Source organism: Bacteroides ilei (genome assembly GCF_900128495.1).
Taxonomy (GTDB): Bacteria; Bacteroidota; Bacteroidia; order Bacteroidales; family Bacteroidaceae; genus Phocaeicola; species Phocaeicola ilei.
Map to the genome: position 1 here is coordinate 1,269,963 of NZ_LT635801.1, position 25,328 is coordinate 1,295,290.

Here is a 25,328-nt window from a genome sequence, read left to right on the forward strand (position 1 = left end):
AAGATATCGTATTTGTCAGTGAATTGAATCCTGTGAGTTCTATTTTAGAAGTATCCCTCACGTTTTTTCTGTTCCATACTTGCTTCCTGGTCGAAGTCGATGACACGGGTAGTCCGTTCGCTCTTGGTAGTGGTCATCATCTCTTCTACAATCTTTTCGATTGTATCGGCCTCACTTTCGATGGCACCGGTAAGCGGCCAGCATCCCAATGTACGGAAACGGATTTTCTTCATCTCGATCTTGTCTTTGTATTTTTCAGGGAGACGGTCGTCGTCCGGCATGATCAGCTGTCCGTCGATGTTGACAACCGGCCGTACCTTGGCGAAATACAGCGGTACGATAGGAATCTTTTCAAGTCGGATGTACTGCCAGATATCCAGTTCGGTCCAGTTGCTCAGCGGGAAGACGCGGATGCTTTCACCCTTACGGATGCGGGCATTGTAGATATCCCACAGTTCGGGGCGTTGGTTCTTCGGGTCCCATTGCTGGAATTCGTTACGGAAAGAGAAGATCCGTTCTTTGGCGCGTGATTTTTCTTCGTCACGGCGTGCACCGCCGAAAGCGGCATCGAACTTATATTTTTCGAGGGCATGCAGCAGGGCCTGGGTCTTCATCAGGTCGGTATGTACTTTGCTGCCGTGGGTAAACGGTCCTACACCCGCACGGAAAGCTTCCATGTTACTTTCCACAATCAGGTTCCAACCATATTTCTTGGCATATTCATCGCGGAACTGGATCATTTCCTTGAATTTCCATTTCGAGTCGATGTGCATCAACGGAAACGGTACTTTACCCGGGGCAAAAGCTTTTTCGGCCAGGCGGACCATTACGGACGAGTCTTTTCCTATACTGTAAAGCATGACCGGATTTTCAAATTCGGCGGCCACTTCACGTATGATGTGTATGGACTCTGCTTCGAGTTCCTTCAAGTGGCTCAGTTTATATTCTTCGTTCATTCTGTTATAATGAAAAAATTGTTGTTATTCTTTTTTTACACGTGGCAGGATAAGCTCCAGCAGGCGGTTGACCGATTCTTCCAGCGACAGTCTGGAAGTGTCGAGCGAGAGCGCCGGATGTGCAGGTGCTTCGAAAGGGGCGGAAATCCCGGTGAAATTCTTGATTTCACCGCGGCGTGCCTTGGCGTACAAGCCTTTTACATCGCGCTTTTCACATTCTTCGAGCGGGGTACTTACGTAAATCTCCACAAAATCTTCTTTCCCAATGATGTCGGCGGCCATTTCGCGTATTTCATTGTTCGGGCTGATGAAGGCTGCAATGGTGATGATGCCGGTATCCACGAAAAGTTTTCCTACTTCGGCAATGCGGCGGATATTTTCCACGCGGTCTTCGGCCGAGAAGCCCAGGTTATTGTTGATACCACTGCGGATGTTGTCGCCGTCCAGAATACGGCAGAGCAACCCCCGTTTCTGCAGTTCACGTTCCAGAGCGATGGCAATGGTACTTTTGCCCGATCCGCTGAGGCCGGTGAACCAGATCATGACACTGTGCTGTCCGAGCAACTGTTCCTTGTCGGCCCGGCCCAGCATCTTGTCGAATATCGGATAGATATGGTTTGTTGTTTCTTTCATATTTCGTATTTGTCTTTATTCTGTTAAAAGCTCCATATAAGCGGTACCACCGTAATGGAGATAATGAATGTGATGATGTTCAGCGGCAGTCCGATACGGACAAAGTCGGTGAACTTATAGTTGCCTATACCTTGCACGATCAGGTTGGTCTGATAACCGATCGGTGTAGAGAAGCTGGCGGAAGCGGCCATGCAGATTACCACAAAGAAAGGCATGGGATTCACATCCAGTTGCTCGGACAATGATAAGGCCAGCGGGAATGACAGGGCCGCTGCCGCATTGTTGGTTATCAGTTCTGTAAAGATATTGGTTATGATGAACATGGCAGCCAGCAGCACGTACGGACCGTGGGAGTGGCTCAGTTCGATGATGTATCCGGCTATCAGGTCGGCAACCCCCGAGTTCTCCATCGCCTTGCTGATGGCAAAGGCACATGCAATGGTTATCAGGATATCCCAGGAAATGTATTTGGTATATTTCCGGGGAGGGAATATCTTGGTCCAGGCCATGATGACCGTAGTGACCGATACGAAGAAGAACATGTCGAGTTTGATGCCTTCGGGAAGCAGTCTTTCGATACCGGGAAGTTCGCCTACGGTTGCTCCCACAATCATGAACAGTAACAGGACAAGGGCGAACCAACGTTTCTTTTTCCCTGCCGGTTCGGTATCCTTTCCGTTGGCCAGCATCAGGAAGACCGAAGATTCTCCCCATGCCTTGATGAAACTGTCGTCGGCCAGGACAATCAGTGTGTCACCTTCACGGAATCGGAGGCTTGAAAAATCGGTATAGGAATTACCGCCCCGGCGGAGTTCTTTGATGACGGCTCCGTAATGGCGCTGGAAGTCGAAATCGGTAACCCGTTTGTTGATACCCGGAAAGCGCGGGCCTATGATGGCTTCGACCGGATGTATGGACCTGTCTTTTTCTTCATCATCCTCTTTCAACTGTTCCGGACGTTCGGCAGGGAGCAGTCTTTTGGAGAACAGCAGCAGGTAGATAATACCGGCAACGGCAATGAATATGCCCACTTTTCCCAGTTCGAACATGCCGAGACCTTTCATGCCGGCATCCTGGATCATGCTGTCTACAACCAGATTGGTCGAAGTGCCGATTAGGGTACAGATGCCTCCCAGGATGGTTACATAAGAGAGGGGGATGAGAAAATAGGTTGCCGGCAACTTGACTGCACTGGCCCACCGTTTGATGATGGGGGCGAATATAACGACTACCGGAGTATTGTTCAGAAAAGCCGAAATGAAAGCGATGGTGGGCAGCATGCGTATCTGTGACTTAAATACCGTAGCGTTCTTTTGGGGAAGTAGCTTCTTGATCAGGTCGGTAAGAGCCCCGCTCTGGCGGACTCCTTCACTTACCAGAAACAGCAGTGCTACAGTAATCATACCCTTGTTGCTGAATCCGGCCAGCATTTCGGCCGGTGACAGTATGCCTGTACATAAGAATATGACTACTACCGAGAACAGGATCATTCCCGGACGCATCTTGTCCATGATGAGGGCGGCCAGCATCGCTACCAGTGAGACAAGTACAATGATTACTTCGGGTGTCATTGTCTGCGATGTGTTATTTGGCTATAAACCAGGGGTTCAACAATTCGGTCTTATTGTATTGCAGCGGTTTGTCACTTCCGGCCTGGTATACTTCTTTTCCTGCAGCACGGATAATGGCGTGTCCGGCGGCAGTATCCCATTCCATGGTAGGAGCAAACCGGGGGTAAACGTCGGCTTTACCTTCCGCTATGAGACAAAGTTTCAGTGAACTGCCTTTTGACACGGTTTCCACTTGTTGATATTTCTGCTTCATTTCATTGATATAGGCTTCCGTTTCGGGCGTCAGGTGTGACCGGGAAGCGACAATCACGAAATCTTTGTGAGCATGTTCATTGGTGTATGGCAGACGATGTCCGTACCTAATGAGCTGTTCAAGTGTAACGCCTTCTACAGAAGTGATGTTTTCAACCTTGTAGGCTCCCCATTCACAGTCGGCAAAATAAAGTTCTTTCTTTACCGGGATATAGATGACGCCAGCTTCAGGATGCCCTTCTTTCACGTAGGCGATGTTGACAGTGAATTCTCCGTTCCTCTTGATGAATTCCTTTGTACCGTCCAGCGGATCGACCACCCACAGCTCTTTCCATTTCAGACGTTCTTCAGCGGGGATAGCTTTACCTTCTTCGCTCAGTACAGGGTAAGGTGTAGAGGCCAGCCGTGCGGCAATCACCTGGTGTGATTTGCGGTCGGCGACAGTGAGCGGTGAATTGTCGGCTTTTCTTTCGATCTCGAAATCCGCATCCGGATCGGTGTATACATTCATGATTTCTGCTCCCGCTTCTACAGCGGCGCAGATGGCGGTATATAATATATTTTTATCCATAATACTCTAAACTAGTGCAAAGTAACGTATTTTTTATTGATTATCAGTGGTTCATTTCTCACTTTTTGTGTCAATCGGCATTTGTTTATGTCTGTTTGGGTCATTCTGTCGGTGTAACCGGTGTTTCTATGGCTTTTGATTGTTTCCATATTCTCCACATATAGTAGGCACAATGGGTAAAAGCAAATACGAAGGAGATAGTGAGCAGGGTCATATCTGCATCCCATCCAACGGTTTGCTGGTGCCACAGTCCGGTAATGATGCAAAGGACGGAAAGAACCAGTCCCATGATATTCAGGACCATATCTCCCTTACGCCGTTTCCGGTTTGGTTCCAGCTTGCTGTGCTTGTGACCGTAGTTGGCATAGATATCGAGACCGATAAGCATCCACAGAACCAGGCGGATCCAAGTGTCGGCCGGAAGAAAGCACATCATGCAAAGGCAGGTAAGGATTCCCATGATAGGAACGAATGGTACGAATGGTGTTTTAAAAGCGCGGTGCACGTGGGGCATGGTCTTTCGTACAATCAGGACTGCCGCACAGACCAGAGTAAAGGCAAGCAGCGTACCGATGCTGGTCATTTCTCCTGCTACCTGTGCCGGAACAAAACCGGCCAGTAGGCTTACCAGTATCATAAACAGACAGTTGCTGTGCAATGGTGTACGGTATTTTTTGCTGATTTTGGAAAAGAAAGGAGGAAGCAGTCCGTCGTGGCTCATGCTGAGGAATACGCGGCTTTGTCCGAGTAACGTTACCAGAATGACCGAACAGTAACCGAACAGGATTGCCAGAATGATGGCCTTGTTCATCCATGGGTAGGCCGGTTCAAAGACTCCGGCGGCATTGACACTTCCCATGTGTTCGATGGCTACTGCTACGGGAGCAATTCCTTCCTGACCTTTAAAGGCCGTATAGTGTGCTACCCCGGTCATGACGTGTGCGAAAAGGATATAGAGGATGGTACAAACCAATAATGAAACCAGGATTCCTATCGGCATGTCCCGCTTCGGATTTTTGGTTTCCTGGGCTGCGGTACTAACCGCATCGAACCCGAGAAAAGCAAAGAATACGATGGCGGCTCCCCGTAGGATGCCTGAAAATCCGAATTCTCCCAATTTCCCTGTGTTGGCGGGGATATAGGGGATGTAGTTGTCCGACTGGATGAATCTCCATCCCAGGAATACGAAAACCAGAATGACCCCTATCTTGAGGAATACGATAAGACCGTTTACAAACGAACTTCCGGCCGTGCCCCGCATCAGCAGCAGGCTCATCAATACCACGATGACCATGGCCGGAATGTTGATTATCCCGCCGTCCCATGGGCATGCGGTAAATTCATGAGGCAGAGTATATCCGATTCCCTCCAGGAATACGGTCAGGTATCTGCTCCAACTGATACTGACTGTAGTGGCGGCCACCGTATATTCCAGAACCAGGTCCCATCCGATAATCCATGCGATGAGCTCTCCCATGGTGGCATATGAATACGTGTAGGCACTTCCTGATACAGGTATCATGGAGGCAAATTCGGCATAACAGAGGCCAGCGAAACAACAGCCGATGGCTGCGATGATGAATGAAAGGGTTATGGCCGGTCCGGCGTATTCGGCCGCAACGGTGCCCGTAATGGAGAACAGGCCAGCCCCGATAATCACACCTACCCCCAAAGCAACCAGGCTGACCGGCCCGAGGACGCGTTTCAGGGTCCTTTCTCCAGTCTGCCGGGCTTCGGCTTGCAGGGCATCTATACTTTTTCTAATAAATAATCCTTGCATCTTTACAATATAATTGGTTATATAGAGTGCAAAGATAACCAATTTATTTAAGGTAGACCGTTATTTTCCCGCTTAGCTGGAGCAAAGAAATTTCACACATCTTCGTATCATATTCGGCCGACAGGATACGTTCTTCGGCATCGAGCAGGCTTTTCTGCGCTTCACGCATTTCGATTCCCGACAGGTCTCCCAACAGGTAGCGTTCTTTGGCTATTTCGTGGTTCTCTTTGGCCGATACCAGATTCTGACGTTCAAGATTCAGAAGCTGGATGTTGTTCCGGTAAGCCTGCCACAGGTTGTTCAGATCGGCCAGAAGTCCCAGTTCCAACTGTTCCCGTTCCAGTTGGGCATTGCGTATGTCAAGACTGGCATTTCTCTTTTCACGCCGACGGTTCCCGTCGAACAGGTTGATCCCTACGGTTATGCCTCCACTGAACCCCCAGTTATTGCGCCGTTTGATGGAGTTGATGTCATATCTGTTGAGGGTATATCCGTATCCTGCATTCAGCCTGACGTACGGGTAATTGCGTGACAACACTTTCTTGTAGTCCATCTGGACTATATTGGTATTCTGGTTGGCTTTCAACAGCGAAGCGTTGGATGCCATGGTCGAGTTATACAAATCCCTGAAATTAAGTTTCAGGTTCAGGTCGATAATGGAATCCGTCACCTGGATAGGCCGGTTGATATTCTTTGCTGCCATCAGCTCGTTCAGGTTGATGCGCGATGTGTATACCATTTCCTGTTGTTTTATATATTGTGCACTGTCGGCATTGAAGTCTACCGTAGCCTGCTGGTAATCCAGACGGGAAAAATTCCCGATGTGATATCGTTCCTCCACGATGCGGAGACGTTCTTTTGACAGTGATACAGCATACCTGAAGTTTTTCAGTCGGATTTCCTGCTGGATATAATTGTAGTATTCGGCTGTCAGGCTGGCTATGAAGTCCTCTAGGGCGATGCGGGTATTGGTTTCTCCCATCCGTTCCATCTCTTTCAGCTGCTTGTAGGTGGTACTGATATTGAATCCGTCAAAAATGGTCCAGTTCAGGTCAATCCCGGCATCTAAGGTCTGGTTGAACACTCCTCTTTCCCGGGCCAGCGAATTGTCCTCACGTGATCTGTTGTCGGTGTTGTCTATGGTAGAACTGTATCCGGCACTCAGGTCGATGGTAGGAAGATACCCGGCATTGGCCAGTGTAGCATTGTTCTTGCTTTGCTGTTCTTCGTTACGGACAATGCGGAGCGAATAGTTGTTGCTGAGCCCTTCTTCCAGGCACTGTTGCAGCGTATAGGTGTATTGTGCCTGTGCGGTGAATACGGTCAGGCCTAATATAATGTAGCAGACGAATCGTTTCATGCTTCCTCCTTTCTTTTACTGCGGTTGGTTGAAATATATGAATAGATGGCAGGTACGATAAACATGGTCAGGAAGGTTGAGACCATCATACCACCTACCACGGCAATACCCATGGCTATACGTTGGTTGGCTCCTTCGCCGCTAGCGAAGGCCAGCGGAATCAGACCCAGAATCGTGGAGATACTGGTCATCAGGATAGGGCGCAGACGTTGCAGGGATGCATCGTGGATGGCCAGCATCTTGTCTTCTCCGGCCTCCTGCTTCTGATTGGCGAACTCCACGATCAGGATACCGTTCTTTGCCACCAGTCCGATCAGCATGATGATACCGATCTGACTGAAGATATTCATGGTTATGCCATTGAAATACATGAATATCAGGGCACCGGCAATAGCCAGTGGTACTGTCAGCATAATGATCAGCGGATCCTTGAAACTTTCGAATTGGGCCGAGAGGATCAGGTAAATCAGGACCAGGGCCAGGATGAAAGCGAACATCAGGCTTGACGAGCTTTCGCGGTAGTCTTTGGAGTCGCCGGCCAAGGCTGTACGGAATGTGTCGTCCAGTGTTTCCGACGCAATCTTGTCCATTTCGTCAAGTCCTTGCCCGATGGTTTTTCCTTCGGCAAGTCCCGCCGATACCGTGGCGGAAATGAAACGGTTATAATGATACAGCTTGGGAGGAGCGATCGCTTCGACGAAGTCGACCAGATTATCCAACTGTATCATTTCCCCTTCATCGTTCCGGATATACAGTGATTTGATGTTGGCCGGCTGGTTGCGCTGCTGGCGGTTGATCTGTCCCAATATCTCATATTGCTTCCCGTTCATGTAGAAGTATCCCATGCGTTGCCCGCTTAATCCGTACTGGAGCGTTTGGGCAATGTCCTGCACACTGGTTCCCATGGTAGCGGCTTTGTCACGCCGGATGTTGACCCTCATTTCCGGACTACTGAATTTCAGGTCCACATCGGCCATTTGGAATGTAGGGTTGTCGTACACTTTATTTAAGAAGGCCGGCAACACTTTTTCCAGCTTTTCAATGCTGGTGGCCTGAAGTACATATTGGACCGGCATACTGCTGCGTCGGCCTCCGAATGATGACTGTTGCTGTACGAAAGAACGTGCCTTTGTCTTTTTCTTGACAGCCTGTGAGAGCTTTTCGGCTACATCCATCTGTGAATAGTCACGGTCTCTGATATCTTTCAGTGTGATACGTATGTTTCCGCTTCCGCTCGATACCCGGGCTGTAACAGCTTCTGCATCCGGGATGATTGAGTCGACAAGCTGGTTGATATCTTCGGTGTAGTCACGGATATATTCATAACTGGCTCCTTCTGCTCCACGCGTATTGATGGTAATTTGGGAGCGGTCTTCCATAGGTGCCATTTCGGCTGGAATTGCTTTCCAGAGTATAGCTATCAGAACCAGCATGATGACGGTAACCGGTATGGCAATTATCCTCCGTTTGAGAAAAGCCTGTAAAGCGATACTGTAGATACGGTTCATACCTTCGAAGAACGGTTCCGTCTTCCGGTAGAACCAGTTATGTTTTTCCTGTCTTTTCAATAGCTTGGTTGCAAGCATCGGGGTGAAGGTAAGTGCTGCGAATGCAGATATCATTACGGAACCGGCTACCACGAAGCTGAATTCACGGAACAGGCGTCCGCTCGTTCCTTCCATGAATACGATGGGAAGGAATACCGCTACCAGTGTGACAGTTGTGGAAATGACGGCGAAAAAGATTTCCTTGGCTCCTTCAATGCCGGCGTCAAAAGGACGCATCCCCTTTTCGATACGGATATAGATGTTCTCCGTCATCACAATGGCATCATCCACAACCAGCCCCACGGACAGGACCACGGCCAGCATGGTAAGTACGTTGATGGAGAATCCCGCCACATACATGACGAAAAAGGCTCCGATCAGAGATACCGGTATGACAATACAGGGAATCAGAGTTACACGCCAGTCGCGCAGGAACAGGAATATGATGATGATAACCAGAAAGAACGCCTCGTAGACGGTACTTTCCACTTCGGCTATAGAGGCACGGATAAATTTGGTATTATCGAATCCGTACGAATATTCCACATCGGCCGGCAAGTCTTTACGCATCTGTTCCATGCGTTCGTATACGGCATCGGCAATTTCTATGTGGTTGGCTCCCGGTTGTGGGATAACGACTACTCCCACCATCGGGACTCCGTTCATCTTCATGTAGCTTTTGATGTCGGCGGCTCCCAGTTCGGCGTAACCGATATCGCTGAAACGGATTATCTGTCCGTCCACTTCCTTTATTACTACGTTGTTGAATTCATCGGCCGTATGCATCTGTCCCATTGTACGTAAGGTCAGTTCCACGGTATTTCCTTCGATACTTCCTGAAGGCAGCTCTACATTTTCCTTGTCCATCGCATTCTTTATGTCGACAGGTGTGATGCCGTAGCCAGCCATTTTAGTCGGGTCAAGCCAGAGACGCATGGAGTATCTTTTTTCTCCCCAGATGGAAACACTACTTACGTCTGATATGGTTTGAAGCTGTTCCTTGACGGTGAGATCGGCGATTTCACTCAGCTCCAGTAATGAACGGCTGTTGCTTTGGATGGCAACCATCAGGATAGGAGTAGCGTCAGCGTCGGCTTTTGATACAGTAGGTGGGTCGCAGTCGCGGGGCAGATAACGCTGGGCGCGGGATACTTTGTCGCGGACGTCGTTTGCGGCTGTTTCCAGGTCGACAGACAGCTCGAATTCGACCGTAATACGGCTGCTTCCCTGCTGGCTGACACTGGACAATGAACGGATGCCGGGAATACCGTTGATGTTCTGTTCCAGAGGTTCTGTAATCTGGCTTTCGATGATATCGGCATTGGCTCCCGGATAGGAACAGGTGACGGATATGATGGGATTATCTACAGACGGGTATTCACGTACTCCCAGTGTAGTATATCCGATCAGGCCGAAAAGCAGGATGATGATGGTCAATACGGTTGCCAATACCGGGCGGCGGATACTAAGTTCGGATATATTCATAAGGCAACTGTATTAATCGATTTTATCAATGATTATAGGCATGTCTTTTCTCAGCTGAAGAGTTCCTGAGGTGATGATTGTATCACCGATTGACAATCCCTGGAGAATCTGTACTTCTGCTTCGGTACGGATACCGATAGTGACATCTACAGGCTCCGCTTTCCCGGAACGGTATACGAATACCTTATTTTTCCCCATTTCCGGTACAATCGCTTCCGATGGTATGGCAATAGCGTCCTTTATTTCCTGTTGCTTCAGGGTAATGTCGGCATATCTTCCGGGTAGCAGTTCTCTTTTGCTGTTCGGGTAGATGGCGCGTACCATGAGTGTGTGCGTTTCGGGATCAATGCTGGATTCGGTAGCGTAGACTTCCGCTTCGAAAGCGTTCAGCCGTCCGTCGATCTTGAAGCTTAGGCGGGTCCCTTTATGGATCTGCCGTGCGTACCGTTCCGGAACAGCAAATTCGACCTTGATCGGTGATATTTTGGTCAGTTTGGCAACAATGGTAGTGGGGGAAGCGAATGTTCCGGTACTTACCTGACGGAGGCCGATAACCCCGTCGAACGGAGCTCGTAGTTCGGTCATGGCTATATTGGCCTTTACATTTTCTATATCGGCGTGGAGTGTGGCCAGTTCGGTCTTTACCTGTTCATAGGCTTCTTTACTTACAGCATCCCGTTGCAGCAAGGCATTCTGACGGAACACACGGTCTTCTGCCAGCGGCATCTGTGCTTCCAACCGGTCGAGCTGGGCCTGCAACTGCTGGTCGTTGATTTTTGCCAGCAGTTCTCCTTTCTGGACAAGGCTTCCTTCAGAGAAATGAATATCAGTGATTTTTCCGGATGTTTCGAATGAAAGGTCGACTTCTTCGTCGGGAATCAGTTTGCCGCTGACAAAAAGTTGGTCGGTCAGCAAGTGGGACTTGATAATCTTTACATTTACATTAAGTGCCTGTTTCTTGTTCTTGGGGAGGTCTTTCTCGGCTTGCGCCAGTTCTTCATTTTGGGTGGGTATGAATGTACGGATACCGAAATAAACGACACCGATGCCTATAAGGATAACAATACCCCATTTTACCTTTTTATTCATGTGTTCTTCAATTTTGATTCTTGTTTTATGATAAGGATTATTTGTTGAAGGTTTAATTGTATTGGTTAAATTTAGCGTTTTTTAGGAATAATGGATGATTTGTACAAATAAAAAAAGCTGTTTAAACCGCTTCCGGACAGAATTAACGGTTTAAACAGCCTTTAATGTGTATTTGATGATTCTATCTGATCGGCTTATATTTAGGTACCAATGTCTTCATGATGATCCATCCGATGAGGTAGGCAACGGAGCAGATACAGAAAATGATGAAGTAGCCGGCCGGTTTTCCGGTAAAGCCTATGAATGCCATATCGGTTTCGGCTGCATGGTCAAAAAGGATCCCAGATCCGTAGTTGATCAATGATGATCCGATACCGCCTGCCATCCCTCCGAATCCGATGATGGTAGCGACGGCCGATTTAGGGAACATGTCGCTTACGGTACAGTATATATTCGATGACCATGCCTGATGTGCAGCTCCAGCAATGCCGATGATGATGATGGGGAACCAGTAGGAATAAGAACCTAAGGGTTGGGCGGTCAGGGTAATGATAGGGATAAATGCGAAGATGAGCATAGCTTTCATTCTCCCCTGATACGGATCCATACGTTTCTTTTCAACAAAATAGGTGGGGAGCCAACCTCCGATAATGGAGAGCATGGTTATGGCATACAGTACAAATATCAGTAATTGGGCTGTCGGATTGTTTGAAGGCAAATGATAGACATCACTTAAATAAGCCGGAGTCCAGAACAGGAAAAACCACCATATTCCGTCGGTCATGAATTTTCCTACGGCAAAAGCCCAGGCTTGTCGGTAGCGGATGCATTGTAGAAAAGACATCTTGGGCTCTTCCGGCCCTATTTCTTTCTGTTTTTCCTCCAGATCGTCCTGTTCAATGTATTCCAGTTCTTTCGAGTTGACCCATTTACTTTTACGGGGAGGGTTATAAAGGAAAACCCAGAATCCCATCCAGATGAATCCTAAGGCACCGATAATGATGAAGGCCATTTCCCATCCGTTACCGACTCCGATACTTTTGAAATAACTGGCCAGTGATGGAATGGATACCGGAGCGATCAGGGCTCCGATAGCAGCTCCGCTGTTATAGATGCTGGTCGGGAACGCACGGTCTTTTTTCGGGTAATATTCGGCTGCTACTTTGGCGGCAACGGGGAAGTTTCCGGCTTCTCCTACTGCCAGGATAAAGCGGGCGGCTATGAAAAAATAGACACTTACAGTAGCGATGGTCATGGCAAGTGCCGAGCCTGTTTCGGCCTGTTTCAGCGCTTCAATGGAATCGGCTCCGACCCACAGTTCAGTGGCATAGCCGCAGAAGGCATGCAGGCAGGCTCCCAAGGACCAGATTCCGATGGTCCACAAATATCCTTTCCGGGTGCCCAGCCAGTCGATTATCCGTCCGGCAAATAACATGCTTACGGCATAAATGATGGCAAAGACTGCGGCTATGAAGCCATAATCACTGTCGGTCCAGTGGAATTCTGGAGCAATGAAATCTTTCCATGTCAATGAGAGGACCTGACGGTCCATGTAGTTGATGGTTGTAGCTGCGAAAAGCATGAAGCAGATTACCCATCGGAAATTGGTCATTTTTGATTGTGTGGTTTTCATGTCGGTTCAGGGTTAGTTTTATTGGTGGAATCAGAAGGCAGACCGGTATTTCCCTTCTTCCTTGTCTTCCAGTATATTCAAATAAGATGCATAGCGTGATTCGCTGATGTAATGCTTTTCTACAGCTTCGCGTACGGCACAGCCCGGTTCATGCCGGTGGGTACAGTTTCCATACTTGCAATTGGCGGAGAACTCGAATATTTCCTTGAAATAATGACCTACTTCTTCGTCTTTCATGTCGAAGGTTCCGAAACCTTTGATGCCGGGAGTGTCAATGATGTATCCGTTGTCTTCCGTTTCGAACATTTCGGAAAAGGTGGTGGTGTGCATGCCCTTGTTGTGGGCTGCCGATATTTCACCTGTCTTCAGGTGCTGTTCCGGAAGTATCGCATTGATCAGCGTTGATTTTCCCACTCCGGAATGGCCGGAAAACAAGGATATTTTGCCTTTTAAGGCTTCTTTGATTTCATTGATTCCTTTTCCGGTCAGGGCCGAAACCTGATAGCAGGGATAACCAATATGTGTATAGAGATTGACCAGTCCTTCCAGATAGTGGGTTTCATTGTCCGAATAGCGGTCTGTTTTATTGAAAATGAGACAGACGGGTACACGATAGGCTTCGGCGGATGCGAGAAATCTGTCGATGAAGGTAGTCGACGTTTCGGGGTAGTTCACGGTAACCACCAGCATGCACTGGTCGAGGTTGGCTGCGATGATGTGTGATTGTTTCGACAGGTTTGAAGCACGGCGGATGATGTAATTCTTACGGTCTTCGATTTCGGTGATGAATGCGGTCCCCTCGGTATTGATCGTTATCTGTACCCGGTCGCCTACGGCTATCGGGTTTGTACTGCGGATTCCTTTCAGACGGAAATTTCCTTTGACCTTACATTCCACCAGCCGGTTATCATCGGTCTTGACCAGATACCAGCTGCCTGTATTCTTTATGACTAGTCCTTTATCCAAATGTATTAAGCGTTGATGAAGAAAAACAAAATAAAAAATAGAGAAGGAGTCTGGTGTAAGGCTCCTTCTCGAAAGAATGATATAATTTTAAACAGTCATGATTTCTTTATCCTTTGCTGCCAGCAGGTCATCAATCTGTTTGATGTACTTGTCATGTACCTTCTGCAATTTGGCTTCGGCGTTTTTCTGCTCATCTTCGGGCATTCCGTCCTTTACGGCTTTCTTCAATGCGTCGATGGCGTCGCGACGGGCGTTGCGGACACTTACTTTTGCGGTTTCACCTTCTCCCTTGCATTGTTTGGATAACTGTTTACGGCGCTCTTCCGTCAATGGAGGAATTCCCAGGCGGATAATTTCTCCGTTGTTTTCGGGCATGATACCCAATTCGGAATCGATGATTGCCTTTTCAATGACGCGGAACATGTTTTTATCCCAAGGCTTGATGGCAATACTCCGTGCATCGGGGGTTGTGACTGCGGCTACATTGTTGATGGGAACCATGCTACCATAGGAATCTACCCGGATGCCGTCAAGCAGACGTACGTCTGCCTTTCCTGCACGGATGTGTGCCAAAGCCTCGTCCAGATACATGATTGCCATATCCATTTTCTCTTCAGCTTCGCTGAGAATAACTTTTGAATCTGCCATAGATTTATATTCTTTTTTAAGTTTCCGAAAAATAAATATATATAAGTCTTTATGTGAACAAAAATAAGTCATTTTTTATTCTTTTGCAATAGTTGGCTGCTAATTTGCCGTTGACGGGGAAGTGTTTATATGTTTTTTCCTGTATTGGAGTAAAATGAAAGATTTTTGCAAAAAAAGGATTGGCGGTTACAATTTTGTTAGAAATAGGATAATGGAGATATGAATTTAAAACTGCAAAAAAAATAGATTAACTTATTGTTTGTGGAAAATTGTTATTATATTTGCCGTCGACAAAGCAATAATCTATGAACCTATATTCTCTTCATATCAATATGATGACCGGAACAGGGCGAACAGCCATGTTCACTTCAGGTACCGGGATGACCCCTCGGGGTTGAGTATTTGTATATAGGTGTTTCTACGTGTTACACGCCTGTGGATTCAGGCTTCTTTTTATTATTTCTATTTATTTATTATTTTTTTGATTATTAACTGCCGTCTTTGCCCAAAAGACGGTGAAAAATACATTAGCACATGAAAGTATTGAAATTCGGCGGAACATCCGTAGGTTCTGTGAACAGTATGTTAAATGTCAAGAAGATTGTTGAGGCTGTAGATGATAAGGTAATTGTTGTGGTTTCTGCTTTGGGTGGAATTACCGACAAGTTGATCAATACATCCAAAATGGCATCCGAAGGCGATTCCGGTTATGAAAAGGAAATGAAGGAAATAGTGAACCGCCATATCGAGATGGTTTATACGGTTATTCCGGCCGGGCAAAAGCGTGAACTGTTACTTGATTGTGTGAATGAACTGTTGAGTGAGTTGAAGGATATTTTCCAAGGGATTTATCTGATCCGTGACCTGTCTCCAAAGACATCGGCAACGATTGTCAGCTACGGTGAACGCCTGTCGTCTATTATTGTTGCAACCCTTATTGAAGGGGCTCAGTGGTTTGATTCGCGTACCTTTATAAAGACCGAGAAAAAACATAACAAGCATATTCTGGATTCTGAGTTGACTAACAGACTGGTCCGTGAAACCTTCCAGAATATACCGAGGGTATCTTTGGTTCCGGGATTCATTTCGACCGATAAGAATACCGGTGAAGTGACCAATCTGGGACGTGGCGGATCCGATTATACGGCTTCCATTATTGCTGCGGCGCTGGATGCCGACGTTTTGGAAATCTGGACGGATGTGGACGGTTTCATGACTGCCGATCCCCGTGTGATCAGTTCCGCTTATCCTATTACCGAACTGAGTTATGTGGAAGCCATGGAACTTTGTAATTTCGGTGCTAAGGTTGTTTATCCTCCTACCATTTATCCAGTCTGCCACAAGAATATTCCTATTCTGATAAAGAATACTTTCAATCCGGATGCTCCGGGTACTATCATCAAGCAGGAAGCCGATCATTTTTCGAAGGCTATCAAGGGTATATCTTCCATCAATGATACCTGTCTGATTACAATGACCGGTTTGGGAATGGTCGGTGTGATCGGTGTAGACCATCGGTTGTTCAAGTCGTTGGCCGAAAACGGTATCAGTGTGTTCCTCGTATCTCAGGCTTCTTCTGAAAACTCCATTTCAATTGGTGTTCGTAACGGTGAGGCTGAATTGGCCTGTGAAGTTCTGAATGAAGAATTCTCGAAAGAAATCGAGATGGGTGAAATCAGTCCGATGAAGGTTGAAGGCGGTCTGGCTACCGTAGCCATCGTGGGTGAAAACATGAAGCATACTCCGGGTATTGCGGGCAAGTTGTTCGGGACTTTGGGGCGTAACGGAATCAATGTGATTGCTTGTGCACAAGGGGCTTCAGAAACCAATATTTCATTTGTAGTCGACGGTGCTTCATTGCGTAAGACACTGAATGTCATTCATGACTCTTTTTTCTTGTCTGAGTACCAAGTATTGAATCTGTTCATCTGTGGTATTGGTACGGTAGGACATAGTTTGATTGAACAAATCCACGGACAGCAGGAACGCTTGAAACAAGAGCGTGGTCTGAAACTGAATGTTGTAGGGATAGCTAACGGCCATAAGGCACTTTTTTCACGTGAAGGGATTGATCTGGCAAATTATCGTCAGGAATTGGATGAAAAAGGAATGGAAAGTTCCAATCAGGTGCTGCATGACGGTGTTATCGGAATGAATATATTTAATTCGGTATTTGTTGACTGTACGGCCAGTGCCGACATTGCCGGATTGTACAAAGATTTTTTGAGCCATAACATATCAGTAGTTGCGGCCAACAAGATAGCGGCTTCTTCCGAATATGAAACTTATGCCGAATTGAAACAGATAGCCCGTCAGCGTGGAGTCAAATTTCTGTTCGAAACGAATGTAGGTGCCGGTCTGCCGGTTATCAATACCATCAATGACCTGATTAACAGCGGTGACAAGATCCTGAAGATTGAAGCTGTATTGAGCGGAACATTGAATTATATATTCAATACAATCAGTGCCGATGTACCTTTGAGTGAAACGATACGTAGGGCTAAGGAAGAGGGGTATTCCGAACCTGATCCACGTATTGACCTGAGCGGTAAGGATGTTATCCGTAAACTGGTTATTCTGGCCCGTGAAGCCGGGTACCGGATCAATCAGGAAGATGTAGAGACGCATCTGTTCATACCGGATGAGTTATTTGAAGGGTCATTGGAAAAATTCTGGAAGGAAATCCCGTCATTGGATGCGGGTTTTGAAGCCCGTCGCCAGGTTTTGGAAAAGGAACACAAGCATTGGCGTTTTATTGCTTCGCTGGATAATGGGCATGCTTCAGTTGCCTTACAAGAGGTTGACAGCCATCATCCATTTTATACATTGGAGGGTAGCAATAACATCATATTGCTGACAACAGAACGATACAACGAATATCCGATGCTTATTCAAGGCTATGGTGCCGGTGCCAGCGTAACAGCTGCCGGTGTTTTTGCTGACATCATGAGCATTGCAAATATCTGAGCCATGAAACATATCATTATTTTAGGTGATGGAATGGCCGATTGGGTCGTACCGTCATTAGGAAACAAAACTTTGTTGCAATACGCAAACACTCCCAATATGGACAGATTGGCCCGTATGGGTCGTACCGGTATGTTGAAAACTGTAGCCGACGGTTTCCATCCGGGAAGCGAAGTAGCTAATATGTCGGTGATGGGATATGATTTGCCTACAGTTTATGAAGGCCGTGGAGTATTGGAAGCAGCCAGCATCGGCGTCGACTTGGAACCCGGAGATATGGCCATGCGCTGTAATGTGATCTGTGTAGATGGAGAGACTTTGAAGAACCATTCAGCCGGACATATTTCGACAGAGGAAGCGGATGAACTGATCCGGTTTCTGCAGGAGAAATTGGGATCCGACCGTATTCATTTCTATACAGGTGTGCAATACCGTCATTTGCTGGTCATTAAAGGAGGCGATAAACGTATCGCTTGTGTGCCTCCCCATGATATACCGTTGAAACCTTTCCTCCCGAATCTGGTTAAGGCCCTTTGTCCGGAGGCACAGGAGACGGCCGATCTGCTCAATGAACTGATTTTAAAGTCTCAGGAGTTGTTGCCCAATCATCCAGTCAATTTGAAAAGAAAATCGGAAGGCAAAGATATGGCTAACAGTATTTGGCCTTGGAGTCCGGGATATCGTCCTAAAATGCAGCCGTTGTCTCAGAAATATCCTGCAATCAGAAAGGGGGCGGTTATTACTGCGGTTGACTTGATACGCGGAATAGGGCGTTATGCAGGATTACGTTGTATCGATGTAGAGGGAGCTACCGGACTGTATAATACAAATTATGAGGGTAAGGCTAAAGCGGCCATTGAAGCGTTGAAAACAGATGATTTCGTTTATCTGCATATTGAAGCGAGTGATGAGGCCGGACATGAAGGAGACGTTGCCTTGAAGTTGAAGACTATCGAATATCTGGACAGCCGGGCTGTCGGCCCAATTTATGAGGCTGTAAAAGATTGGGATGAACCTGTAGCCTTTGCGGTCTTACCCGACCATCCTACACCTTGCGAATTACGTACACACACCAATGAACCGGTTCCGTTCCTTATCTATTACCCTGGAATAGAACCTGATTCAGTCCAGACATATGATGAAGTATCCTGTAGGGAAGGCGGCTACGGGTTCATGGAAAAAGATGAGTTTATGAATTTATTTATGGCAGCCGAGTGAGAGCTGTATGAACCAAATAAGGATGAGTTTATGAAATATTACAGTACAAACAAGAAAGCTTCCGACGTGACATTGGAAGAAGCTGTAGTCCGGGGGTTGGCCAGCGATAAAGGATTGTATATGCCCCGTACTATCAAACCGCTGCCCAAATCATTTTATGATGAGATTGAAAACCTTTCGTTCCAGGAAATAGCCTATCGGGTAGCCGATGCGTTTTTCGGTGAAGATGTCCCTGCTGAAACCTTGAAACACATTGTTTATGACACTTTAAGCTTCGATGTTCCTGCTGTGAAGGTGAAAGACAATATCTATTCGTTGGAGTTGTTTCATGGTCCGACATTGGCATTCAAGGATGTTGGTGGGCGTTTCATGGCGCGCCTTCTGGGATATTTTATCCGTAAGGAAGGTAAAAAGCAAGTCAATGTTTTAGTTGCGACTTCGGGTGATACCGGCAGTGCGGTAGCTAACGGTTTTTTGGGTGTGGAAGGCATTCATGTATATGTCCTTTATCCGAAGGGAAAAGTCAGTGAAATCCAAGAGAAGCAGTTCACTACATTAGGACAGAATATAACGGCAATTGAGGTGGACGGTACATTCGACGACTGTCAGGCCTTGGTAAAGAATGCTTTTATGGATAAGGAATTGAATGAACATATGCAGCTGACATCGGCCAATTCCATTAATGTGGCACGTTTCTTACCTCAGGCGTTCTACTATTTTTATGCTTATGCACAGATGAAGAAAATAGGGAAAGCCGACAATTTGGTAATATGTGTTCCAAGCGGAAATTTCGGGAATATAACAGCCGGGTTGTTCGGAAAGCATATGGGATTACCTATTTCCCGTTTTATTGCCGCCAACAACCGTAATGATATATTTTACCAGTATCTGAAAACCGGTAAATATAATCCACGCCCCTCTATAGCGACGATTGCCAATGCGATGGATGTAGGTGATCCAAGCAATTTCGCACGTATTCTCGATTTATATAATGGAAGTCATGATGCTATTGCTGCAGAAATCAGCGGTGAAACTTATACAGATGAGCAAATCCGTGAAACAGTGCAGAAGACATATGAAGAAACGGGTTATCTGCTTGATCCTCATGGAGCTTGTGGATATCGTGCCTTGGCTGAAGATCTGAAACCGGGAGAAACCGGTATCTTTTTGGAAACAGCCCATCCTGCCAAATTCCTTCAGACCGTAGAAGATATCATTGGAGTGAATGTGAAGATTCCGGAAAAACTGCAAGCATTTATGCGGGGTACCAAACAGAGTATTCCGATGCCGAAAGATTTCGAATCATTCAAGACATACCTTATGAAGCAATAAAACGAAAGGAAAGCAATAAAAACCGGAAATCATCATTTTTAGCAGGATGATTTCCGGTTTTTTTTATTAATAAATTCTTTTATATCAGTCTGTTGATGTAATTTATCTGTTCTTGTACATGTTTTCGTAGTAATTCTGATAATCACCGCTTGTTACATTTTTTACCCAATCCTGATTGTTCAGATACCATATAATAGTTTTTACGATGCCATCCTCAAATCGGGTTTCCGGTGTCCAGCCTAATTCATTGGTAATTTTAGTAGGATCTATGGCATAGCGTTGGTCGTGTCCAAGTCGGTCTTTTACGAATGTGATCAGTGAATCATTGATCCAGTCAATCTTGATCTGTCCGTTTTCATCCAGTTCCTTTTTCTTCAGCATCTGACGGTATGCAGGTTCTTCTTCCATCAGTCTGCGGATTGTGGCTATGGTCAGTTTTACGATTTCGATGTTCTGCTTCTCATTATGTCCGCCTACATTATAGATTTCACCGTTCCGTCCTTTGCGTACTACCAGATCAATTGCCTTGCAATGGTCTTCTACATAGAGCCAGTCCCGCACGTTTGTTCCGTTGCCGTAGACTGGAAGGCGTTTGCCTTCAAGAATATTTTTGATGATGAGCGGTATCAGTTTTTCGGGGAAATGGTAAGGCCCGTAGTTATTTGAACAGCGGGTAATAGTAACGGGCATCTTGTAGGTGTCACGGTACGCCATTATGATAAGATCGGCACTGGCTTTGGAAGCGCTGTACGGGCTGTGCGGACAAACGGGAGTCTCTTCCGTAAAGTAGCCTTCTGCTCCCAAAGAGCCATATACTTCGTCTGTCGATACCTGATGGAAACGTACATCTTTTCTCCAGGTCGGATAGCCCTGTTCATCTTTTCCTGTCACCCAGGCACGGCGGGCAGCATCAAGGAGATTCTGTGTTCCCAGAATATTGGTCTGAAGGAACAGCTGGGGATCTTCAATACTGCGGTCGACATGACTTTCTGCTGCGAAATTGACAATATAATCGAATTTATAGTCGGCAAAAAGTTGGTCTGCAAGGTTGCGGTCGCAAATGTTACCTTTTACGAAGAAACATCGTTCATTGTCGATATCCTTTGCTATTGTACTCAGGTTTCCGGCATATGTCAATGCATCAAGAATCACTACCTTGATGTCTTCGTGCTTGGCTAGAATGTACTTTATGTAATTGGAACCGATGAAACCGGCGGCTCCGGTGACTAAATAAGTTTTCATCTTTGGTCTTTTATTTTTGCGGATGCAAATTTCGGAAAGTTTTTTCAATAAGGCAACAGTTAGTCTGCTAATTCGATTACTTCCAAGTCAAAAAAGTTTCCGTCATTTATAGTAAATCTCATTAATGTCCGGACTGTATGGAAACCATATTTGCCGGCTGCTCCCGGATTAAGGTGAAGCATTCTCAATGTCTTGTCATATTTGACTTTCAGTATATGTGAATGTCCGCTGATGAAGAGTCGGGGAGGATGGGTCAATAGGACATTTTTGATGGATGGATCATATTTGCCGGGGTAGCCTCCTATGTGTTTGATGAGGACATCTGCTCCTTCCAGGGTAAACCGGTTTACTTCCGGAAAACGGAGCCGTATGTCCTGTCCGTCAATGTTGCCGTAAACGGCGCGTAGTGGTCGGAATGCTTCCAGACGTTCGGCCACTTCGAGCGAGCCGATATCACCGGCATGCCATATTTCATCGCAGGATTCGAAGTGCTTGAGATAGCGCTCGTCCCAATAGCCGTGGGTATCTGATAGGAGTCCTATTCTTTTCATGTGTTATATTAGAGTGTAATCAGGGCAGTTGAAGTTTCAGTTTGACAAATTTCTTGATGAATTCCACAGTACCGTCAATACCTAATACAGAGGAATCGATACAAAGGTGATAGGTTGCGGCTGCTCCCCAAGTCTTATAACTGTAATAGTTATAATAGGAAGAGCGCTTTTTGTCGGCCTTTTCCATCAGGTCTTCAGCTTCTTCTGCGCTGATGTTATGGATTCTGGTCAACCGCTCGATGCGGGCTTCTGGAGAGGCGGATACAAAAACGTTGGCACAGCGGGGATGGTCACGCAGGATGTAGTCGGCACACCGTCCTACGAACAGGCAGGATTTTTCTTCTGCCAGATGGCGGATCACATCGCTTTGTATTTTAAACAGTGAGTCGTTGCTGAGGTAGGAATTGTATGGATAGGCTCCTTCCGTCACAAACGGGAAGCGGGTTCCGAAGAGTCCTCCCAGCAGGCTCTGGGATGCTTTTTCGTCCGCTCTTTCAAAAAATTCACGGCATAATCCGCTTTCTTTTGATGCCAGATTGATCAGTTCTTTATCGTAAAAAGAAATGCCTAGGTCTTTGGCTAACTTTTCACCTATCTCTTTTCCGCCGCTGCCTAGCTGACGTCCTAAGTTGATAACATAGTGATCGTTCATGTGTATATGCTATTTGGATTTCTTGTTCCACAAATATATTAAAAATTTGTAGATGAAAAAATATTCTTTTGTGCTATGGAAGCAAATAGTTCACAAAATTTAGTGAAGCTGCCCGTAATGTTTATTAAAGTTCTATATTTGCATGAAAAGAGAATGAATGGAACAAATGGAATATCAGCCTTTATCGTTGGTGGAGCTCAATGCGCTGGTGCGTAAAAGTATCCATACCTGTTTGCCCGATGCATATTGGCTGCAGGCTGAATTGAGCGATGTGCGTACAAATTATTCTGGGCATTGCTATCTGGAATTCGTCCAAAAGGATCCGAAAAGTAATTCCTTGATAGCCAAGGCTAGAGGGCTTATATGGAGTAACGTTTTCTGCCAGATCAAACCTTATTTTGAAAGAGAAACAGGGCAGGCTTTTGTATCCGGAATCAAGGTTCTGGTAAAAGTGACGGTCGATTTCCATGAGCTTTACGGTTATTCTCTTACAATTGTTGATATTGATCCTACTTATACCTTGGGGGATATGGCCCGGCGGCGGAAAGAAATTTTGAAAAGGTTGGATGAAGAAGGTATTCTTACGTTGAACAAGGAACTGGAGCTTCCGGAACTGATGCAACGTATTGCAGTCATATCATCGGCTACTGCTGCCGGTTATGGCGATTTCTGTAACCAACTGGAAAATAACGCTTTCGGATTCGCTTTCTACCCGAAATTGTTCCCGGCTGTGATGCAGGGAGATAAAGTGGAAAGTTCCATTATACATGCTTTGGAAGAGATAAACAGGGAACGCGACGACTGGGATGTTGTGGTAATAATCCGGGGAGGAGGTGCAACTTCCGATCTGTCGGGATTCGATACATATGATTTGGCTGCACATTGTGCACAGTTCCCTTTACCGATCATTACAGGGATAGGTCATGAACGGGATGATACAGTACTTGACCTGATTTCGCATACACGTGTCAAGACACCGACAGCGGCTGCAGAATTTCTTATCAATCATTTGCGTGAAACGGCGGAAAGACTGGATGGATATGTTTCATTTTTCTACGAGGGGATCCCATCTCTCCTTGAGAAGCATAAAGAACGTTTGGGACAGTGGGTAGCCCGCATTCCGGTACGGGTACAGATGCGTTTGCAGAATGAACATTTTGCTCAGGAGCGTCTGACAAAGCGGATCCAGATGGCCTGGCAGACACGTTTGCTGAGCGAGCGGTTCCGGCTTCAGGTAGACAGACGTATGGCTGTGGCGTTATATGCCCGGTTACAGCGTGAAAAGCATCGGCTGGATCTGTTGGAACAACAGGTTAAGGCGGCCTCTCCCGAACTGTTGCTGATGAAAGGATATAGCATTACCTTAAAGAACGGAAAAGCCGTGACCGATGCAGCACAGCTGGAACCGGGGGATGAACTGGTGACTAAAGTAGCAAAAGGTGAATTTAAAAGTAAAGTATTGTGATATGGCAGCAAAGAAAGAAACTTATGCTGAGGCGATGAAGCGTTTGGAAACCATCGTTTCAAGGATTGAAAGTAACGAACTGGATATTGATGAGCTGGGAGAGAATTTGAAGGAGGCCCAAAAGCTGATCAAGTATTGTCGGGAGAAACTGTATAAGGCAGATACTGAAATAAAGAAGATGCTTGGTGACGCGGAAGCGGTGGAATAAACCAGAGGATTTTGTGTGCAGTAAGTGGCTGTGTTGGGAAATAATAAAAAATGTGCTTATGACATTGTTTTTTGTAATTAAAAACCTTACTTTTGCTCACAGATTCTAATATATTGTAGAAAATATCATAAACCATAATAATGATGAACGAAATAGATTGGTCTAATCTGTCTTTCGGTTATATGAAGACAGATTATAATGTACGTTGTTATTACCGCAACGGCAAATGGGGCGATTTGGAACTTTGTTCTGAAGAAACATTGAACATTCATATGGCTGCAACCTGCCTGCATTACGGACAGGAGGCTTTTGAGGGACTGAAAGCCTATCGTGGAAAGGATGGCAAGATCCGTGTTTTCCGTCCTGAGGCAAATGCGGAACGCTTGCAAAGTACTTGTGACGGTATTTTGATGCCGCAGTTCTCTACTGAGAAGTTTTGCGAGGCTGTCCGTCTGGTGGTAAAGAAAAATGAGCGCTTTATCCCGCCTTATGAAAGTGGAGCATCTTTGTATATACGTCCTCTGTTGATCGGTATAGGAGCTCAGGTGGGTGTACATCCTGCTTCCGAGTACATGTTTGTGATATTCGTTACTCCGGTAGGTCCGTATTTCAAGGGCGGATTTGCTACCAATCCGTATGTGATTATCCGTGAGTATGACCGTGCCGCTCCGTTGGGAACAGGACGATATAAGGTAGGTGGTAACTATGCCGCCAGCTTACGGGCCAATAAGATAGCTCATGATGCAGGGTATGCCAGCGAATTCTATCTGGATGCTAAAGAAAAGAAATACATTGATGAATGTGGCGCCGCCAATTTCTTCGGTATCAAGAACAATACATATGTAACACCGTTATCTACTTCTATATTGCCTTCTATAACAAACCGTAGTTTGATGCAGCTGGCTGAAGACATGGGACTGAAAGTTGAACGTCGCGCTATTCCGGAAGAAGAACTGGCTACGTTCGAAGAGGCAGGTGCGTGCGGTACAGCGGCAGTTATCAGTCCTATAGAGCGGATTGATGATCTGGAAAACGGTAAGTCGTATGTAATAGCCAAGGATGGTAAGCCAGGACCTGTTTGTGAGAAACTGTATAATAAACTGCGGGCTATCCAGTATGGTGATGAACCGGATCCTTACGGATGGGTGATGGTTCTTGATTGATGTAATTTACATTCAAGATAATTTGTCTTAGAAAAACTT

At 46.3% G+C, this 25,328-nt stretch carries 20 protein-coding genes; 6 read left to right on the top strand and 14 right to left on the bottom strand.

Going from position 1 to position 25,328, the window contains the following annotated elements:
* Positions 1-44: 44 nt before the first annotated feature.
* The 11 genes from cysD to frr all read right to left on the bottom strand — a co-directional run bounded on the left by cysD (position 45) and on the right by frr (position 14,491).
* The gene (gene cysD / locus BQ7489_RS05440; RefSeq protein ID WP_072530283.1) at positions 45-956 is read right to left on the bottom strand and encodes a sulfate adenylyltransferase subunit CysD; all 912 of its coding nucleotides are present in this window, start codon (positions 954-956) and stop codon (positions 45-47) included.
* A 24-nt stretch (positions 957-980) separates the two neighbouring features.
* Positions 981-1,589, bottom strand: coding sequence for an adenylyl-sulfate kinase (gene cysC / locus BQ7489_RS05445; protein WP_072530284.1), 609 nt, complete (start codon positions 1,587-1,589; stop codon positions 981-983).
* Between the two features lie 23 nt (positions 1,590-1,612).
* Positions 1,613-3,160 (bottom strand): SLC13 family permease, encoded by a 1,548-nt coding sequence (locus BQ7489_RS05450; protein ID WP_072530285.1) that lies wholly within the window; start codon positions 3,158-3,160, stop codon positions 1,613-1,615.
* 13 nt (positions 3,161-3,173) lie between these two features.
* Entirely contained in the window at positions 3,174-3,983 is an 810-nt protein-coding gene (gene cysQ / locus BQ7489_RS05455) for a 3'(2'),5'-bisphosphate nucleotidase CysQ (RefSeq protein ID WP_072530286.1), read from the bottom strand.
* 100 nt (positions 3,984-4,083) lie between these two features.
* On the bottom strand, positions 4,084-5,763 hold the full coding sequence (locus tag BQ7489_RS05460) for an amino acid permease (protein ID WP_072532042.1): 1,680 nt from the start codon (positions 5,761-5,763) through the stop codon (positions 4,084-4,086).
* Positions 5,764-5,806: 43 nt separating this feature from the next.
* Positions 5,807-7,123 carry a TolC family protein gene (locus BQ7489_RS05465; RefSeq protein ID WP_072530287.1) on the bottom strand — a complete coding sequence of 439 codons (1,317 nt, stop codon included), beginning with the start codon at positions 7,121-7,123 and terminating at the stop codon, positions 5,807-5,809.
* Entirely contained in the window at positions 7,120-10,155 is a 3,036-nt protein-coding gene (locus tag BQ7489_RS05470) for an efflux RND transporter permease subunit (protein WP_072530288.1), read from the bottom strand. The genes BQ7489_RS05465 and BQ7489_RS05470 overlap by 4 nt, the downstream gene beginning before the upstream one ends.
* Before the next feature lie 12 nt (positions 10,156-10,167).
* Positions 10,168-11,244, bottom strand: a complete 1,077-nt coding sequence (locus BQ7489_RS05475) for an efflux RND transporter periplasmic adaptor subunit (RefSeq protein ID WP_072530289.1) — start codon at positions 11,242-11,244, stop codon at positions 10,168-10,170.
* 181 nt (positions 11,245-11,425) lie between these two features.
* Entirely contained in the window at positions 11,426-12,877 is a 1,452-nt protein-coding gene (locus tag BQ7489_RS05480; RefSeq protein ID WP_072530290.1) for an MFS transporter, read from the bottom strand.
* Between the two features lie 30 nt (positions 12,878-12,907).
* Positions 12,908-13,843, bottom strand: coding sequence for a ribosome small subunit-dependent GTPase A (gene rsgA / locus BQ7489_RS05485; protein WP_072530291.1), 936 nt, complete (start codon positions 13,841-13,843; stop codon positions 12,908-12,910).
* A gap of 87 nt (positions 13,844-13,930) precedes the next feature.
* A complete protein-coding gene (gene frr, locus BQ7489_RS05490; RefSeq protein WP_072532043.1) occupies positions 13,931-14,491 on the bottom strand; it encodes a ribosome recycling factor in 561 nt (186 codons plus the stop codon).
* A gap of 534 nt (positions 14,492-15,025) precedes the next feature.
* Between frr and thrA the strand changes: the two genes are divergently transcribed.
* The 3 genes from thrA to thrC are packed head-to-tail and all read left to right on the top strand — an operon-like array spanning position 15,026 to position 20,008.
* Positions 15,026-17,458 carry a bifunctional aspartate kinase/homoserine dehydrogenase I gene (gene thrA, locus BQ7489_RS05495; protein ID WP_072530292.1) on the top strand — a complete coding sequence of 811 codons (2,433 nt, stop codon included), beginning with the start codon at positions 15,026-15,028 and terminating at the stop codon, positions 17,456-17,458.
* Between the two features lie 3 nt (positions 17,459-17,461).
* Positions 17,462-18,676, top strand: a complete 1,215-nt coding sequence (locus tag BQ7489_RS05500) for a cofactor-independent phosphoglycerate mutase (RefSeq protein ID WP_072530293.1) — start codon at positions 17,462-17,464, stop codon at positions 18,674-18,676.
* Positions 18,677-18,706: 30 nt separating this feature from the next.
* Positions 18,707-20,008 carry a threonine synthase gene (gene thrC, locus BQ7489_RS05505; protein ID WP_072530294.1) on the top strand — a complete coding sequence of 434 codons (1,302 nt, stop codon included), beginning with the start codon at positions 18,707-18,709 and terminating at the stop codon, positions 20,006-20,008.
* A 102-nt stretch (positions 20,009-20,110) separates the two neighbouring features.
* Here the strand turns inward: thrC and rfbB are convergent, their stop codons facing one another.
* Genes rfbB through BQ7489_RS05520 form a run of 3 tightly spaced genes read right to left on the bottom strand, consistent with a single transcriptional unit; the run spans position 20,111 to position 22,453 of the window.
* The gene (gene rfbB, locus BQ7489_RS05510) at positions 20,111-21,250 is read right to left on the bottom strand and encodes a dTDP-glucose 4,6-dehydratase (RefSeq protein ID WP_072530295.1); all 1,140 of its coding nucleotides are present in this window, start codon (positions 21,248-21,250) and stop codon (positions 20,111-20,113) included.
* Positions 21,251-21,309: 59 nt separating this feature from the next.
* Positions 21,310-21,801, bottom strand: a complete 492-nt coding sequence (locus BQ7489_RS05515; protein ID WP_072530296.1) for a metallophosphoesterase family protein — start codon at positions 21,799-21,801, stop codon at positions 21,310-21,312.
* A gap of 19 nt (positions 21,802-21,820) precedes the next feature.
* Positions 21,821-22,453 carry a cytidylate kinase-like family protein gene (locus tag BQ7489_RS05520; protein ID WP_072530297.1) on the bottom strand — a complete coding sequence of 211 codons (633 nt, stop codon included), beginning with the start codon at positions 22,451-22,453 and terminating at the stop codon, positions 21,821-21,823.
* 166 nt (positions 22,454-22,619) lie between these two features.
* Between BQ7489_RS05520 and xseA the strand changes: the two genes are divergently transcribed.
* From xseA to BQ7489_RS05535, 3 genes are all read left to right on the top strand, one after another.
* The gene (gene xseA / locus BQ7489_RS05525) at positions 22,620-23,918 is read left to right on the top strand and encodes an exodeoxyribonuclease VII large subunit (RefSeq protein ID WP_072532044.1); all 1,299 of its coding nucleotides are present in this window, start codon (positions 22,620-22,622) and stop codon (positions 23,916-23,918) included.
* A 1-nt stretch (position 23,919) separates the two neighbouring features.
* Positions 23,920-24,126, top strand: coding sequence for an exodeoxyribonuclease VII small subunit (xseB, locus tag BQ7489_RS05530; protein WP_072530298.1), 207 nt, complete (start codon positions 23,920-23,922; stop codon positions 24,124-24,126).
* 143 nt (positions 24,127-24,269) lie between these two features.
* Entirely contained in the window at positions 24,270-25,289 is a 1,020-nt protein-coding gene (locus tag BQ7489_RS05535; protein ID WP_072532045.1) for a branched-chain amino acid aminotransferase, read from the top strand.
* Positions 25,290-25,328: the final 39 nt, after the last annotated feature.